The sequence below is a fragment of the Micromonospora sp. NPDC000316 genome, from assembly GCF_042898885.1.
Taxonomy (GTDB): Bacteria; Actinomycetota; Actinomycetes; order Mycobacteriales; family Micromonosporaceae; genus Micromonospora.
Map to the genome: position 1 here is coordinate 85278 of NZ_JBIAZG010000019.1, position 13774 is coordinate 99051.

Below are 13774 nucleotides of genomic sequence, written 5' to 3' on the forward strand. Positions count from 1 at the left end.
GTGCGGGGCGCTCAGGCGCGGCGGCGCGACCGCGCCGCCCAGACCGCGTACGCCGGGTCGCGGTCGAGGTTGTGCCGGTCCCGGTCGTAGCGGCGGGTGGTGCGCGGGTCGGCGTGGCCCATCGCGTCCTGCACGTCTTCGAGGGGGACGCCCTCGGAGCGGGCGGTGGTGGCGAAGGCGTGTCGCAGCGAGTGCGGCGACAGCCTGGCCCAGGCCGGGATGCCGGCGGCGCGGGCGAGGCGGCGGACCATCCGGAACACCGAGTGCCGGTCCAGTCGGGCACCGCTGGCGGTGACAAGCAGCGGCCCGGAAAGCTGCGTCACCGGCACGCCGGTGGCGGCGGCCCGCTGGGCCAGGTACGCGTCCACCGCGTACCCGGTGCCGGGGGTGAGGGCGCGGCGGCGCTGCTTGCCGCCCTTGCCGACGAAGCGCACGCTGCGGTGCCCGCGTTCGGTGCCCAGGTCGCTGAGGTCCAGCGAGACCAGCTCCCCGACCCGCAGGCCCAGGTCGGCCAGGAGGGCGACTGCCGCCCGGTTGCGGGCGGCGGTCGGGCCGGTGTCCGCGTCGGCGGCGCTGAGCAGGGCGTCGACCTCCTCGGGGCTCAGGCCGACGGTGGCGGAGTGGTCCCGGTCGACGCGGGGCCGGTCCGCGCCGGAGACCGGGTTGGCCGGCACACCGCCGAGCTTGACGAGGAAGTCGTACCAACTGGACAGCGCGGAGAGCCGCCGCGCCACGGTCGCCGGGGTCAATGGGCGGCCGCTGCGGGCGGCGAGTGTGGATTCCAGCGCGCGAGCGTACTCGTTGACGTGCAGGAAGGTGGCCCGCAGCGGGTCGAGGTCGCGGCCCGCGCACCAGGTGAGCCAGGCGGTGACGTCGCGCCGGTAGGCGTCGCGGGTGTGCTCGGACAGCCGGCGGTTGCGCAGCCACGCCTCGGTGACGTCGACCGGCCCGCCGGCCAGGGCCGGTCGGGCGGTGGGGCGGGCGAGCACCGGAGCGCCGGAAGACACCATGTGAAAAAGCTTCTCAGCAGTGGATGGGATTGCCATGCAGGCGCGCCGACAACGCCAGCCGCGCACCGCCCACCCCGCACGACAGCCGGCGGCCGGCACCTGAACCAGGTGCCGGCCGCCGAAGGCTCGTACGGTGTCGGTGTCAGGCGTTGATCTGGCGGCGCGCCTCGCCGTTGGCCTTGATGGTCACGCGCCGGGGCTTGGCCCGCTCGGCGACCGGGATGCGCAGCGTCAGCACCCCGTTCTCGTAGCCGGCCTCCAGCTTGTCGGTGTCCAGGGTGTCGCCCAGGAACAGTCGCCTGGTGAACGTGCCCATCGGGCGCTCGGCGGCGACCAGTTCGACGCCGTCACCGGCGGGCCGGCGTCGTTCGGCGCGGACGGTGAGGACGTTGCGCTCGACGGTGCAGTCGATGCTGTCCGGGTCGACGCCGGGCAGGTCGAACGCCGCGTAGAAGTAGTCGCCGTCGCGGTAGGCGTCCAGGTGCATCGCCGCGGGACGGGCTGCCGTACCGAAGAACTGCTCGGCGAGCCGGTCGATCTCGCGGAACGGGTCGGTACGCATCAACATGGTCATGCCTCCTCGGTTCTCCTGGCCGAAGGTGTTGAGTTGAGTCGGGGTGACTCAACTTCCTCTTCTTATTTACCGCGTCCGTCGGCAGTCGTCAACTGCTCACTCCAGCGGTTTCTCAAACCAGTGCTCGGCGTACGGGCCTCGCGAGTAGGCGGGGATCTCGACGTAGCCGTGCCGGGCGTACAGGGCGCGGGCCTCGACCAGGTCAGAGCGGGTGTCGAGGCGGATCCGGTCCATCCCGGCCGAGCGCGCCCGCTGCTCGACGGCCGCCAGCAGCGCCGCTCCCCCACCAGCGCCGCGGTGTTCCGGGCGGACGAACACCCGGGTCAGCTCGGCCCAGCCGGGGTGCCACCGCAGCCCGGCGCAGCCGGCCAGGTCGGCGCCGTGGTGGGCGACAAGCAGCAGCCCGCCCGGGGAGGTCAGGTCGTCGCTGGGCACCTCGGCCAACGCCGCGTCGACCTCGCCGGGTCGATCCGGACGGCCGTGGTAGCGCACCACCATCTCCGTCATGTACTCGCGCAGCAGCAGCACCGCGTCGGGGTGGTCGGGTGGGCTGACGCTGGTCAGCCAGGTTGGCCGGGCGGTGGTGGTCACCTGTCGATCATCACCGCCCGGTCAACGGCATTAACCAGCCCGGGGCGGGCTCACTCGCCGGTGGGGCCGCCGGCGAGTTCGGCGACCACGTCCAGGTGGCCGAGGTGGCGGGCGTACTCCTGGACCAGGTGGAACAGCACCCGCTCCAGCGACGCCGGGTCGGCGCCGTCCCAGCGCGGCCCCGGCACGCCGACCTCGGCCAGGTCATGCGCCGTGACCACCTCGGCGGTGTGCGCGCCCTGCGCCCGCAACTCCGCCACCAGGCCGGCGAGGGTTTCGTCGGGGGCGACGTACCAGCGGTCGTCACGGCGGTCGCCCCACGGTTCGGCGACGTCCCGGCCCTGGAAACCCCACTCGATCCAGCGCCGCTCGACGTGACGCAGGTGCGTGAGCAGCTCCAACGGGGTCCACCCCGACGGCAGGCGGCTGTGCCGCAGCTCCGGCCCGGCCAGCGCCGACACCTTGGCCACCATCGACTCCCGGAAGTAGTCCAGGTAGCGCAGGAAGACCTCGGTGCGGCTGCCGGCCGGGTCGGTGGGCTCGGGAAACGACGTCACGATGCGGTCGGCAGGTCCCGGCCGCGCTGGCGCACACCCGCGCCGCCGTACGGGTAGTCGCCCACCAGCGGGGCGCTCGCCTCGTCCAGCAGCCGCATCTGCTCGGCATCGAGGACCAGGTCGGCGGAGGTCAGGTTGTCGTCGAGCTGCTCGGTGGTCCGTGCGCCGAGGATCACCGACGTGACCGCCGATCGCGCCGCCAGCCAGGCCAGCGACACTGCCGACATGGACACGCCGCGCTCCCCCGCGACCTGGCGTACCGCGTCGAGCACCCGCCAGGTGCGCTCCTCGGCGTTGCGACCGGCGTACGCCTCGACGCCACGATCCGGGTTCTCGCCGAGGCGGGTCGCGCCGGTGGGCGTGCTGTCGCGCTGGTACTTGCCGGTCAGCCAGCCACCGCCCAGCGGTGACCACGGCAGGATGCCGATGCCCTCGTTCTCGCAGACCGGCACCAGCTCGAACTCGATCTCCCGGGCCAGCAGGTTGTACTGCGGTTGCAGGGTCACGATCGGGGTGAGGCTGAGGTGCTGGGTGAGCAGGGCGGCCTTCTGCAACTGCCATCCGGTGAAGTTGCTGACCCCCGCGTAGCGGATCTTGCCTGCGCGGACGGCGTCGTCGAAGAACCGCAGCGTCTCCGGCAGCGGGGTCAGCGGATCCCAGGCGTGCGCCTGGTAGAGGTCGATCGCCTCGACGCCGAGCCGGCGCAGGCTGGCGTCCAGCGCCCGGGTGAGGTGTACGCGGGACAGGCCCGCGTCGTTGGGCCCCGGGCCCATCGGGAACCGGCCCTTGGTGGCGATGACGAGCCGGTCGCGCACATCGGGCCGCGTCCGCAGCCAACGGCCGACGATCTCCTCGGAGACACCCGTGGAGTAGACGTCGGCGGTGTCGATGAACGTGCCGCCGGCCTCGACGAACCGATCCAGTTGGGCGAAGCTGCCGGCCTCGTCGGTCTCGTTACCGAAGGTCATCGTGCCCAGGCAGAGGGTCGACACCACGGTGCCGGTGGCGCCCAGAGTGCGATAGCGCATGTCGTCCTTTCGGTTCGTGGAACAAGCCGATCTTCGCACCTGGTTCCTCTACGCGGCGACCCCAGCGGCGGCACGCTCGCTCGCCGGCCGCACGCGGCCGCTCGTCACCCGACCCGCTGCCAGGGCGACCGCGAGGAGTAGCGGCGCCAGCGCGGCAAGGACCCAGCGCAGGCCGACCTGGTCGGCGAACCAGCCGATCACGGCGGGCGCGAGCAGGATGCCGGTGTAGGTCAGGGTGGTGAACCGGGCGACCGTCATGGCCGCGCCGGGGCCGGCGTTGTCGCCACCCAGGTCGCCCACGACACCGAACAACACCGGCAACGGGGTGGCCAACCCGGCTCCCACCAGCGCGAATCCGGCAATGGAGAGCGCCGGCCACGGGCTTGCCACGGCCACGGCCACACCCACCGCCGCGGTGGAGGTGCCGACCCGCAGCAGGCGCGTCGCCGACGTCCGCTCCTGAAGTCGGTCACCCACCAGCCGCCCCGCTGTCTGGAAGATCGCGAACATCACGTAACCCATCCCGGCCGCACCCAGCGACGCGCTCAGGTTGTCGTGCAGGTAGACACCGCTCCAGTCGGCCACCGCGGCCTCGACGGTCAGCACGATCGCGCCCATCACGCCGAACAGCACCACGCGCAGACTCCACCCGGCCCGCCAGCCGGCGCGGACACCGACCGGCGACGCGCCGGTCCCGCGGTCCGTGGCGGCCGGCAGCAGCATCCGGCCGCAGACGACAGCCGACGGGATCAGCACCACGGCCGACAGCAGCAGGTAGTGCGCGGTGCGGGACAGTCCGATGTGCGCCGCGCCCGTTCCGAGCAGCGCGCCGGCAACCGCGCCGATGCTCCACGCCGCATGACAACCGTTCATGATCGGCCGGGTCAACCGGTGCTGTACGGCCACCGCGTGCGCGTTCATCGTCACGTCGAGCATTCCGTGCACCGCCCCGAACGCGAGATGCACCAGGATCTGCCACCACAGGCTCGGTGCCACGCCCATCCCCACCAGCAGCAACGGCAGCACCACTGTGGTGGCCCGCACGATCACCCGGCTGCCGGTACGGGCCACCACGTTGCCGACGGTCTGCATCATGATCACGGCCGCGATGCCGAACATCGCGGACAGCAGTCCCAGTTGCCCCGGGGTCATCCCGAGGTCGATCTTCAGCGAGGGCGTCCGCACCGCCATGCTGGCGATCAGCATTCCGTTGATCCCGAACACCGCGGTGATCGCCCACCGCGCTCGGGTCGCAGCCCGACTCGTCGGCGTCTGCATGCCATGCCCTCCTCTAACGTTCTCGTCGTTCCGCCGTACAACCAGACGACGAACGGCGGAGGCGGTATTCGGACAGGAGGGCCTCAGCCGTGGCGGCGGATCTCCTCGAGACGACCGGCGAGGAAGGCGCGCTCCACATCGTTGCCGGTCAGAGTGAGCGCTTCCTCGTACGCCGTCTCGGCCTCGGCCCAGCGCTCGAGTCGACGCAGGAAGTCCGCACGGGCGGCGCTGAGATAGCCGTAGGTGGCCAGGGCCGGCACGTCCACCAGCGGTTCGAGGGCGGCGAGGCCGGCCTGCGGCCCGTCGCGCATGCCCAGCGCCACCGCCCGGTTGAGGTCCACGACCGGCGACGGCCACAGTGAGCGCAGCACGTCGTACAACGCGACGATCTCAGCCCAGTCCGTGTCCGCCCAGCTCGGCGCCTCGGCGTGCACCGCGGCAATCGCCGCCTGTACGGCGTACCGGCCCGGCGGTCGCCGACGCAGCGACTCCACAAGCAGAGCGACACCCTCGCCGATCTGGTCGGTGTCCCACCGGCTGCGGTCCTGCTCTGCGAGCAGCAGCAGACGTCCATCCGCGCCCACCCGGGTCTCCCGCCTGGAGTCAATGAGCAGCATCAGCGCCAGCAGCCCGGCCACCTCGCCGTGCTGCGGCAGCAGCACGTGCATCACCCGGGCCAGCCCGATCGCGCCGTCGACCAGGTCACGGCGGATCAGGGATTCGCCGACGGGCGCTGCGTGCCCGGTGGTGAAGACCAGGTGCAACACCTCGAGTACGGCGTCGACCCGCTCGGGCAGTTCCTCACGTGCCGGCACCCGGTACGGGATCCGAGCCGCGCTGATCTTCTTCTTGGCCCGGGTGATCCGAGCCGCCATTGTCGTCTCCTGGACGAGGAACGCCCGGGCGACCTCGACGGTGGACAGACCACACAGCAACCGCAACGTGAGGGCCACCTGCGCGTCGCGCGACAACGCCGGGTGACAGCAGGTGAAGATCAGGCGCAGCCGGTCGTCGTCGACGACAGGCGCCTCGTCCCCCTCCTCCGGACCCGGCACCGCCTCCTCCATCACGAGCAACGGCAGGGCACGCCGCCACAGCGACGCGCGGCGCATCCGGTCCCGGGCACGATTGCGCGCCACGCTTGTCAGCCAGGCACCGGGCCGGGCCGGCACGGGGGCGCCGCGCCCCCACGTCCGCAACGCCTGGGTGTACGCGTCCTGTACGCACTCCTCGGCCAGGTCCAGGTCACGGGTGTAATGCACGGTCGCGGCCAGCACCGCGGCCCACTCTCGTCGGTGCGCCTGTGCGATCACCTCGGCGGCGCCGCAGGTCGTCGCCGAGGTGTCCTCAGCGCTCAGCCCACGTCCCGGACGGGGCGGACCTCGACCGCACAGTGCGGCATCTTCAGCTCAGGAAGCCGTCGCGCCATGGCGATCGCCTGGTCCAGATCGGAGGCCTCCACCACGTAGTAGCCGCCGAGCGCCTCCTTGGTCTCCAGGAACGGCCCGTCGGTCGGGGTGGCCCGGCCGGCCGGATTGCTGTGCAGGGTCGTCGCCGTCTCGGCCAGCTCCAGCGGGTGGCTGTCCAGCACCGCCGAGCCGGCTGCCTCGACGAAGGCCACGTGACCGTCGTCGCGCCTCTGGATCTCCTCAGCAGTCATGGCATCCCACTCCTGCTCGTTGCCGTAGATGAGAAGCATGAACTTGGCCATGTGTCAGGTCCGTTCGGCTCGGGGCCCGGTCGGCCCGTGCACTGATACGACGAATGAGCTGCCCGCTCATCGACACCCAGAATGACGATAATGTCCAGCCGGTGCGCCGGGGCTGACGCACGAAGCAGCCAGGTAGCCGGTACGAACCGGCGCGGTGGCCCGCTACGGGCCGGCGCGTGGGCTGCCCGCCGCGTACTCCGGGCACAACAGCATGGTCGACGTCGGCCGGCCACCCGCCGACGCCGACGTGGTCATCGCCGTGGGCTGGGAGCGCCCCGACCCGCTGACCGCCTGGTGTGTGTGCTCGGAGGGCGGGTGGACCAGCGGGTCGAGGTCGACAACGACGAGAACGGCGGCCCGATCTACGTGTGCCGAGGGCTGCGGCGTCCGTGGGCGCAGATCTGGGACACCGAGGTACGCCGCACCGGCTGACCATTACCCTCGGCGCATGGCTACGGCGGGGTTGCTCCTCGCGGCCGGTGCCGGCCGCCGGTTCGGCATGCCGAAGGCCCTCCTGTCCTACCGGGGGCAACTCCTGGTGGAGCACGCGGCGGCGATCCTCACGGCCGCCGGCTGCGGGCCCGTCGTGGTGGTGCTCGGCGCGCGGGCCGAGCAGGTCCGCGCCTACGCCCGGCTGCCCGGCGTGGTGGTCAACGACGACTGGGCGACGGGCATGGGCTCGTCGCTGCGCGCAGGGTTGTCCGCCCTGACGTCCAGCGCCGCCGAGGCCACCGTGGTCACCCTTGTCGACATGCCTGGTCTCACCCCCGACGCGGTACGCCGGGTGGCCCGCGACGCCACCGCCGACTCCCTCGCGGCGGCCACCTACCAGGACGGTCGCCGTGGACATCCGGTGCTGCTCGGCCGCGACCACTGGCCCGGCGTGGTCGCCGCCGCCACCGGCGACCGGGGCGCGCGGGACTACCTGCAAGCCCAGGGCGACGGGGTACGACTGGTGCCCTGCGCGGACGTCGCCGACGGCACCGACGTGGACCTGCCCGAACAGGCGGCCCGCTTCCGCCTCACCCCCGGCTAGAGTGGCGCGGTGCTCAGCAGGGTCAAGGGTCTGTCACGACACTTCACCGAGGACACGCTGCGCACCTATCTGCTGGAGCGCTCCGTCCGGCGGGACGACGGCTGCCTGATCATCCGCGGCTACGGCGCCCAGCGTGGCGTCCACCAGAAGGTCGCGGGTCGGGCTTGGGCGCACATCGCGGCGTACGCCGCGTTCGTCGGCGGCTACGACCCCGACCTGGACGTCGACCACCTCTGCGACGCCAAGGACTGCGTCGAGCCCACTCACCTGCGACAGATCAGTCATGCGGACAACTGCCGCACCCGCGCACAGGCGCCGACCTGCCGCAACGGGCACGACCGCGAGGTCGACGAGTCGACGGGGCGATACCGCCGGACGTGCCGCGCCTGCAACCGGGACAGCCAACGCCGCTGGCGGGAGCGCCAAGCCGCCGAGGTGGCCCAGGCCCGGGCGACGAACGTCCGGACCTAGGGGGCGGGCAGGCGGTCGTGGCCGTACCGCGAGGGCGCGGGGAATTCGCTGTCGGTTGTCGGAGAGGTGGTGGTACAAAGCCGCGATGGAACAGACTCTGGAGTTCGCTGACCTGTTGCGGCTGATGGATGAGCGATCGACCGCCTTCCACGCGACGGTTGCCGCGGCGCCCAGCCTCGACGTGCAGGTGCCGACCTGCCCCGAGTGGACGTTGTTCGATCTGGTGCAGCACTTGGGTGAGGGGCGTCGCAGGTGGGCCGCCATCGTGGCCGCAGGGCCTGCCGACGCTCCGCCGGCGACGTCCGCCCCGGTGGCGCCCCGGGAGCGCGAGGCCCTGCTGGCCTGGTTCGCCGAGTCGACGCGGGAACTGTCGGGCGCGCTGCGGGAGGCCGGCCCGGATCGTGGTTGCTGGACGTGGTGGGGTTCGTCGCAGGCACCGCAGACGGCTGGTGCCGTCGCCCGGCACCAACTCCAGCAGGTCGCCGTGCACACCTACGACGCCCAGGTCACCGTGGGCGCCCCGCAGCCGCTGCCGGAGGACGTGGCCCTGGACGGTGTCGACGAGTTCGTGACCACATGCGTCGCGACGACGGCCGCGTGGCCGCACAAGCCGGCGGTCGTCGACTACCACGCCACCGAGGGCCGTTCCTGGCGGCTGTGGTTCTCCGCCGACGGCGCCCGGGCCGCCCGCCTCCCCGAGCCTGTCGCGCACGAGGACCCGGAGGTCGCCTATGTCTCCGCCCGGGGCACGGCCAATGAGCTGGTCATGTTCTGCTACGGCCGCATAACGATGGACTCGCTGCAGGTCGAGGGCGACCGGCGCGTCTTCGAGCAGCTGATCGCCTGGGAGCCTGAGGACTAGGACGGGCTCACCTATGCGGACCGCCGGTCGCTGTCCCCGCTGTCACCAGGGGCGGTGGCGGTCAAGAGAGGGATGCGTCCCCTCCGTCGCCTCCGGTGGCGCGTTGGACGCAGTCGCGGAGCATGGCGCGGCGCTGGTCATGTACGTCATCGGGTTCTTGGCTGCTGGCCGCGTATACGTTGCTGACCGGTGACCAGGCCATGGACATGGCGATGACCATGGCCATGATGTCGAACGGGTCACCCGGGCGGACCCGCCCGGCGGCCTGGGCCCCGGCGATGGCCGTGAGCTTTCGGTCGTCGTAGTGCTGGTGGGTCTCGACGAGGTGCCCGGCAGGCCGACGCTCCAGTCGTGTCCAGGTCGCCAGCCGGATGAGGTCGGGGCGGCGTAGGTATTCGTCGTAGAGACGGACGGCCCAGTCCGCGAGATCGTCGGCGTCGATGGGCACGACGTTGGTGATGCGTTCCAGCGAGCTGAGGAAGATCGCGTCGAAGAGTCGTTCCTTATCGCCGAAGTAGGCGTAGAGCTGTGCCTTGTTGGTGCGCGCCGCCGTCACGATGCGCTCGATGCGCGCCCCGGCGATGCCGTGCTGGGCGAACTCTTCGGTGGCGGCGTCCAGGATGCGCTGGTAGGTCGCGGCGCCTCGCGAGGTCTGGGGCTGTTCCGGCATGCCCCCACTCTACCAAACAGAACGGTTGGTTTGCCTTAGGAGAACGGTCGCGCTACGTTGAAACAGACCGAACAGTCTGTTTAAGGAGTCACGTATGCGAACGACCGTTGGATGGCAGGCGACCGGTCCGACGGCGCTGCGGCGCGCGTCGCTGGAACGCCGTGACCTGCGTCCGGATGACATCGCGGTGCAGGTCGACTACTGCGGCGTGTGCCACACCGACCTGCACGCCCTGCACGCCTACGACCAGCACACGAAGACGCCCCTGGTGCCCGGTCACGAATTCACCGGCGTGGTGACCGCGACCGGCCCCGAGGTGGCCACCTTCTCGGTCGGCGACCACGTCGCGGTGGGCAACATCGTCGACTCCTGCGGCGTATGCGCCATGTGCGGAGCCGGACAGGAGAATTTCTGCCACTCCTTCCCGACTCTGACCTACGGCGGCACCGACCGGCAGGACGGGTCGACCACCCTGGGCGGCTACTCCCGCGAGTACGTCGTGCGCGACACCTTCGCCTACCCGCTCCCCTCGGGCCTCGACCCGGCCGCAGCCGCCCCGCTCATGTGCGCCGGCGTCACCGTCTGGGAGCCCCTGCGCTCCCTCGGTGTGGGTCCCGGCAGTCGCGTCGCCGTGGCCGGCCTCGGCGGACTGGGCCACCTCGCAGTCAAGATGGCCGTGGCACTCGGTGCCACTACGACTGTCATCAGCCGCACCCAGGACAAGCGCGACGACGCCCGCCGGCTCGGCGCTCACGATTTCATCGACTCCACCGACACTCAGCAGATGGCCGCGGCACGCGACACCTTCGACGTCGTCATCGACACGGTCTCCGCCTCTCACGACCTCGCCCCGTATCTGAAGACGGTGGCGATGGACGGCACCCTCAGCCTCCTCGGATACCTGGGCCCCGTCACCGTTGAGGCCACGGACCTGCTCATCGGCCGCAAGAAGCTCAGTTCCGCGGGCAGCGGAGGTCGCCTGGCGACAGCCGAGATGCTGCAGTTCTGCGCCGACAACAGCATCGCCGCCGACATCGAAGTACTCCCGTCGTCACAGGTGGACACGGCACTCGACCGCCTCCGGCGAAACGACGTCCGCTACCGCTTCGTGCTCGACATGTCCGACCTGGACTGACGAGAAGGGCGGGCCGGGCCAGCGCCGATGCGGGCTCGCACCACGGCAGCACACCATCCTGATTCCTTACGCACAATAACTGTCATTATGGTGTGTGCACGTTATGCCCGCTATGTGGCGACTAGTTATCGGATTATCGTTACCGGCAAACCGATAATCCGGTCACACCTCCCTCCGAACTGCTGTCGCGGCGTTGAGGAGGCGGTCCCGTGTTGTCGACTGCCAGTTGATGTGAGGCACTGCCAGCGCGTCTGAGGCATCTCGCGGTTTCTGCCATTTAAGTTGAGGCACACCTTGATGGGCTGCTTCGGCGAGGGCGGTGGCGGTGCACGCTGCGAGCGGCGTCTCTGGCAAGACCGGGTGACGGGTTCGAGTTGGTCTACGTCGACTCAGTCGGTGTACGCCAGCAGGGGCCTCTGTCGTTGTGCTGGAGCGTTCCGTTCGAGCGATGCGCGTCGCCGGCCGCCCCCTGCCCAACCCCCACGATCGACCCCCTACCCGGCAACGGCCCGCCTGCCGACAGTGCGTCGCCCGGGACAGCGCCACCACCAGGGCCTACGTCTGGGCCACCCACGAGGATCTCGCCTGCCTACGGCACCAGCGATGGTTCGGAACGATCTACCAAAACGAGCAACTCGACCTCGGCCCGCACCCGGACATCCTGCGCGCCAACCGCCGCCATCGACGACTGATCGCAGCTTACGGAGGCGAACAGGTCAGATCCGCGTTCACCGACGCCACCACGATCTGGCACCACTGGCGCCAGCACCAATGGTCAGACAGCCCGTTCCACCAGCGCCTCAGGATCTTCGAGAAGCAGGGATACTCCACCCTCACCTGGACCGACACCGCCATCGACGCGGCAACCTACCCAGAGACCGTCGCCCTGACCAGGCTGCTCGCCTCGCCCTATTGGCGTCACCAGGCACTGTCAGACAACCTCGCACCTCAGCCGTCGAGCGCCGATGACGCCTGGGACACCATCCAAGCCGAGATCCGCGCCGGGCAGCGACACCCAGACGACATGCCCGACGACCTCCGTCTCGCCGCCGCCGGACTCCTCCGCCAAGGCCCCGCGCTGACCCGGTTCATCAACGAGATCCAACGCACCGTCAACGTCAACTACCGGTGGAGCCCCTGGGCGCACTACCGCCGCTTTCCGCCCCTCACGGAATGGATCATGGACCAGATCAGCGCCATCCAGAGTTCACATCACTTCCGGCCCAGACCACCGTCGCCCGAACGCTTCGGAAGCCAACTGTCGGGGTACTCCTTGGAGTACCCAATTAGGTACGGCTGATCTTGCAGAGGTCAAGCCGGTCGCCAAGAGCAGAACTCCGCCCCGACCGGCCGGTACCGCCGATGGCAGGTACCGCCGCGATCGGGGCGGTTGTGCATCTGCTGGCCACCGCCATCGAGGAGGGCCGGTGTCTTCCCTCGGTGAGCGGCGTGCTGGCCGGCGCCGCCTACCGCCTGCTGCTGGCCTGGCGGCGGGGCCCCCGGCCCGCGGCTAGCGCAGGTGCCGGGCGAAGAACCCGGCCGCGTCCTCCCCTGCGAACTGCGGGACACCGGTGTGTCCGCCCATGTTGGCGTGCAGCGTTTTCTCCTTGGAGCCGAAGGCGTCGAACAGGTCCAGTGCCGCCTGCCGGTCGTTCCCTTCGTCATCCCACTGCAGCAGGACATGCAGCGGAATGGTGACCTGGCGGGCCTCCTCGAACATGGCGCGCGGCACGAAACTCCCGGCGAAGAAGCCGGCGGCCACGATGCGCGGCTCGACCACCGCAAGCCGGATGCCGACGGAGATCACTCCCCCCGAGTACCCGACCGGGCCGCCGATCTCGGGCAGCGACAGGAGGGCATCCAGGGCAGCCTGCGATTCCGGGACCGCCTTGTCGACGAGCGGGAGGATGAGGGCGTCGATGATCTCGTCGCTGACCGGCTCGCCGGCCTCCAGCGCCCGGCGCAGGTCGGCGCGGGCCTGCTCGGCGGCGGCCCAACGGGGCCGGTCACCGCTGCCGGGGAGCTCGATGGTGGCCGCGGCGAAGCCATCCGCCGCGCAGTGCCGGGCCCGCGCCACCAGACGGGGGTACATCTTGCGCAGTCCGAGCGGGGGGTGGCCGAGCAGGATCAGCGGGACCGGTGCGGATGCGGATGCGGGCGTCCACAGGATGCCGGGGATCTCGCCGAGGGTAAATTCGCGTTCGAGGACGCCGTCATCGAGGCGCTGCTCAGTAGTGAATCGCATGGTCTTGCCTTTCGGGAGTGCTCGTGAACGGCGCTCCCGGACGACCTATCGCCCGACCGTGACCCCAGAGGGGAGCACCCATGTCGAAACGTTCACGGGTACCACCTCCTCGGTCTCTCGCACGGCCTCCCGAAAACTAGCAGCGGCCGCCGTGATCCGCCAAACGTGTTTTCTGCGGAGGCTCCGTGGCCGGATGCCATGGACAGGCCGCTGCGGTGACGGTGCGATGTGAGCTCACCCGATCACGTCCAACGACGTGGCCCTGGTGTTCCCTTCCTGAGTCCCGCCCTGCCCTGACCGGCGGAGGCGGAACCTCAATGGTTCGGCCAGTGCTTGCTCTGCAAGATCAGTCGTACGCGGCTCTGCACAACAACCAGTACGCCGACACCAACCCAGGCGACACGATCCCAACACCGCGACTTGCCTCAGAAAGACTGGCAGGAACCCTCGCCAAAACCTGCCAGTCATCTTGAGGCACCGCAGCTCAGGGGCATGATCCTGCCTCAACCTCGGGGCCTGTCTCGCTAAGGGTGTTTCCGGCGATCTTGGTTAGTAGGTTTCAGCGGCTGGGAAGCGGTCGCTGAAGGTGATGGCGAAGGCGTTCAA

The 13774-nt window shown here is 70.5% G+C and carries 15 protein-coding genes; 5 read left to right on the plus strand and 10 right to left on the minus strand.

Annotated elements, in window-relative coordinates; genetic code table 11:
• Nucleotides 1-11 precede the first annotated feature (11 nt).
• From ACFY2Q_RS26615 to ACFY2Q_RS26650, 8 genes are all read right to left on the minus strand, one after another.
• A complete protein-coding gene (locus ACFY2Q_RS26615) occupies nucleotides 12-1010 on the minus strand; it encodes a tyrosine-type recombinase/integrase (protein WP_387134794.1) in 999 nt (332 codons plus the stop codon).
• Nucleotides 1011-1152: 142 nt separating this feature from the next.
• On the minus strand, nucleotides 1153-1578 hold the full coding sequence (locus tag ACFY2Q_RS26620) for an Hsp20/alpha crystallin family protein (protein ID WP_387134836.1): 426 nt from the start codon (nucleotides 1576-1578) through the stop codon (nucleotides 1153-1155).
• Nucleotides 1579-1680: 102 nt separating this feature from the next.
• On the minus strand, nucleotides 1681-2175 hold the full coding sequence (locus ACFY2Q_RS26625; RefSeq protein WP_387134796.1) for a GNAT family N-acetyltransferase: 495 nt from the start codon (nucleotides 2173-2175) through the stop codon (nucleotides 1681-1683).
• A gap of 50 nt (nucleotides 2176-2225) precedes the next feature.
• A complete protein-coding gene (locus ACFY2Q_RS26630) occupies nucleotides 2226-2732 on the minus strand; it encodes a DUF664 domain-containing protein (protein ID WP_387134799.1) in 507 nt (168 codons plus the stop codon).
• A complete protein-coding gene (locus tag ACFY2Q_RS26635; RefSeq protein ID WP_387134801.1) occupies nucleotides 2729-3760 on the minus strand; it encodes an aldo/keto reductase in 1032 nt (343 codons plus the stop codon). Before ACFY2Q_RS26635 ends, ACFY2Q_RS26630 begins: the two co-directional genes overlap by 4 nt.
• A 48-nt stretch (nucleotides 3761-3808) precedes the next feature.
• A complete protein-coding gene (locus tag ACFY2Q_RS26640) occupies nucleotides 3809-5038 on the minus strand; it encodes an MFS transporter (protein ID WP_387134803.1) in 1230 nt (409 codons plus the stop codon).
• Between the two features lie 83 nt (nucleotides 5039-5121).
• Entirely contained in the window at nucleotides 5122-6315 is a 1194-nt protein-coding gene (locus ACFY2Q_RS26645; protein ID WP_387134806.1) for an RNA polymerase sigma factor, read from the minus strand.
• Between the two features lie 77 nt (nucleotides 6316-6392).
• Nucleotides 6393-6749: a YciI family protein gene (locus tag ACFY2Q_RS26650; protein ID WP_387134808.1), complete on the minus strand. Its 357-nt coding sequence runs from the start codon at nucleotides 6747-6749 to the stop codon at nucleotides 6393-6395.
• 448 nt (nucleotides 6750-7197) lie between these two features.
• Between ACFY2Q_RS26650 and ACFY2Q_RS26655 the strand changes: the two genes are divergently transcribed.
• The 3 genes from ACFY2Q_RS26655 (at nucleotide 7198) to ACFY2Q_RS26665 (ending at nucleotide 9118) form a co-directional block, all read left to right on the plus strand.
• Entirely contained in the window at nucleotides 7198-7785 is a 588-nt protein-coding gene (locus ACFY2Q_RS26655; protein WP_387134811.1) for an NTP transferase domain-containing protein, read from the plus strand.
• 9 nt (nucleotides 7786-7794) lie between these two features.
• Nucleotides 7795-8256 (plus strand): HNH endonuclease, encoded by a 462-nt coding sequence (locus ACFY2Q_RS26660; protein WP_387134813.1) that lies wholly within the window; start codon nucleotides 7795-7797, stop codon nucleotides 8254-8256.
• A gap of 85 nt (nucleotides 8257-8341) precedes the next feature.
• Nucleotides 8342-9118: a maleylpyruvate isomerase family mycothiol-dependent enzyme gene (locus ACFY2Q_RS26665; protein ID WP_387134816.1), complete on the plus strand. Its 777-nt coding sequence runs from the start codon at nucleotides 8342-8344 to the stop codon at nucleotides 9116-9118.
• Nucleotides 9119-9179: 61 nt separating this feature from the next.
• On the opposite strand, the gene ACFY2Q_RS26670 is transcribed toward ACFY2Q_RS26665, so the two are convergent.
• Nucleotides 9180-9788 (minus strand): TetR family transcriptional regulator, encoded by a 609-nt coding sequence (locus ACFY2Q_RS26670; protein ID WP_387134819.1) that lies wholly within the window; start codon nucleotides 9786-9788, stop codon nucleotides 9180-9182.
• Between the two features lie 94 nt (nucleotides 9789-9882).
• Here ACFY2Q_RS26670 and ACFY2Q_RS26675 point away from each other — a divergent pair, with 94 nt between their 5' ends.
• Both ACFY2Q_RS26675 and ACFY2Q_RS26680 read left to right on the plus strand, forming a co-directional pair.
• The gene (locus ACFY2Q_RS26675) at nucleotides 9883-10923 is read left to right on the plus strand and encodes an NAD(P)-dependent alcohol dehydrogenase (RefSeq protein ID WP_387134822.1); all 1041 of its coding nucleotides are present in this window, start codon (nucleotides 9883-9885) and stop codon (nucleotides 10921-10923) included.
• 448 nt (nucleotides 10924-11371) lie between these two features.
• A complete protein-coding gene (locus ACFY2Q_RS26680; RefSeq protein WP_387134824.1) occupies nucleotides 11372-12223 on the plus strand; it encodes a hypothetical protein in 852 nt (283 codons plus the stop codon).
• A 210-nt stretch (nucleotides 12224-12433) separates the two neighbouring features.
• Here ACFY2Q_RS26680 and ACFY2Q_RS26685 read toward each other — a convergent pair whose 3' ends face one another.
• Complete coding sequence (locus ACFY2Q_RS26685; RefSeq protein ID WP_387134827.1) at nucleotides 12434-13168, minus strand: alpha/beta hydrolase; 735 nt, start codon at nucleotides 13166-13168, stop codon at nucleotides 12434-12436.
• Nucleotides 13169-13774 lie beyond the last annotated feature (606 nt).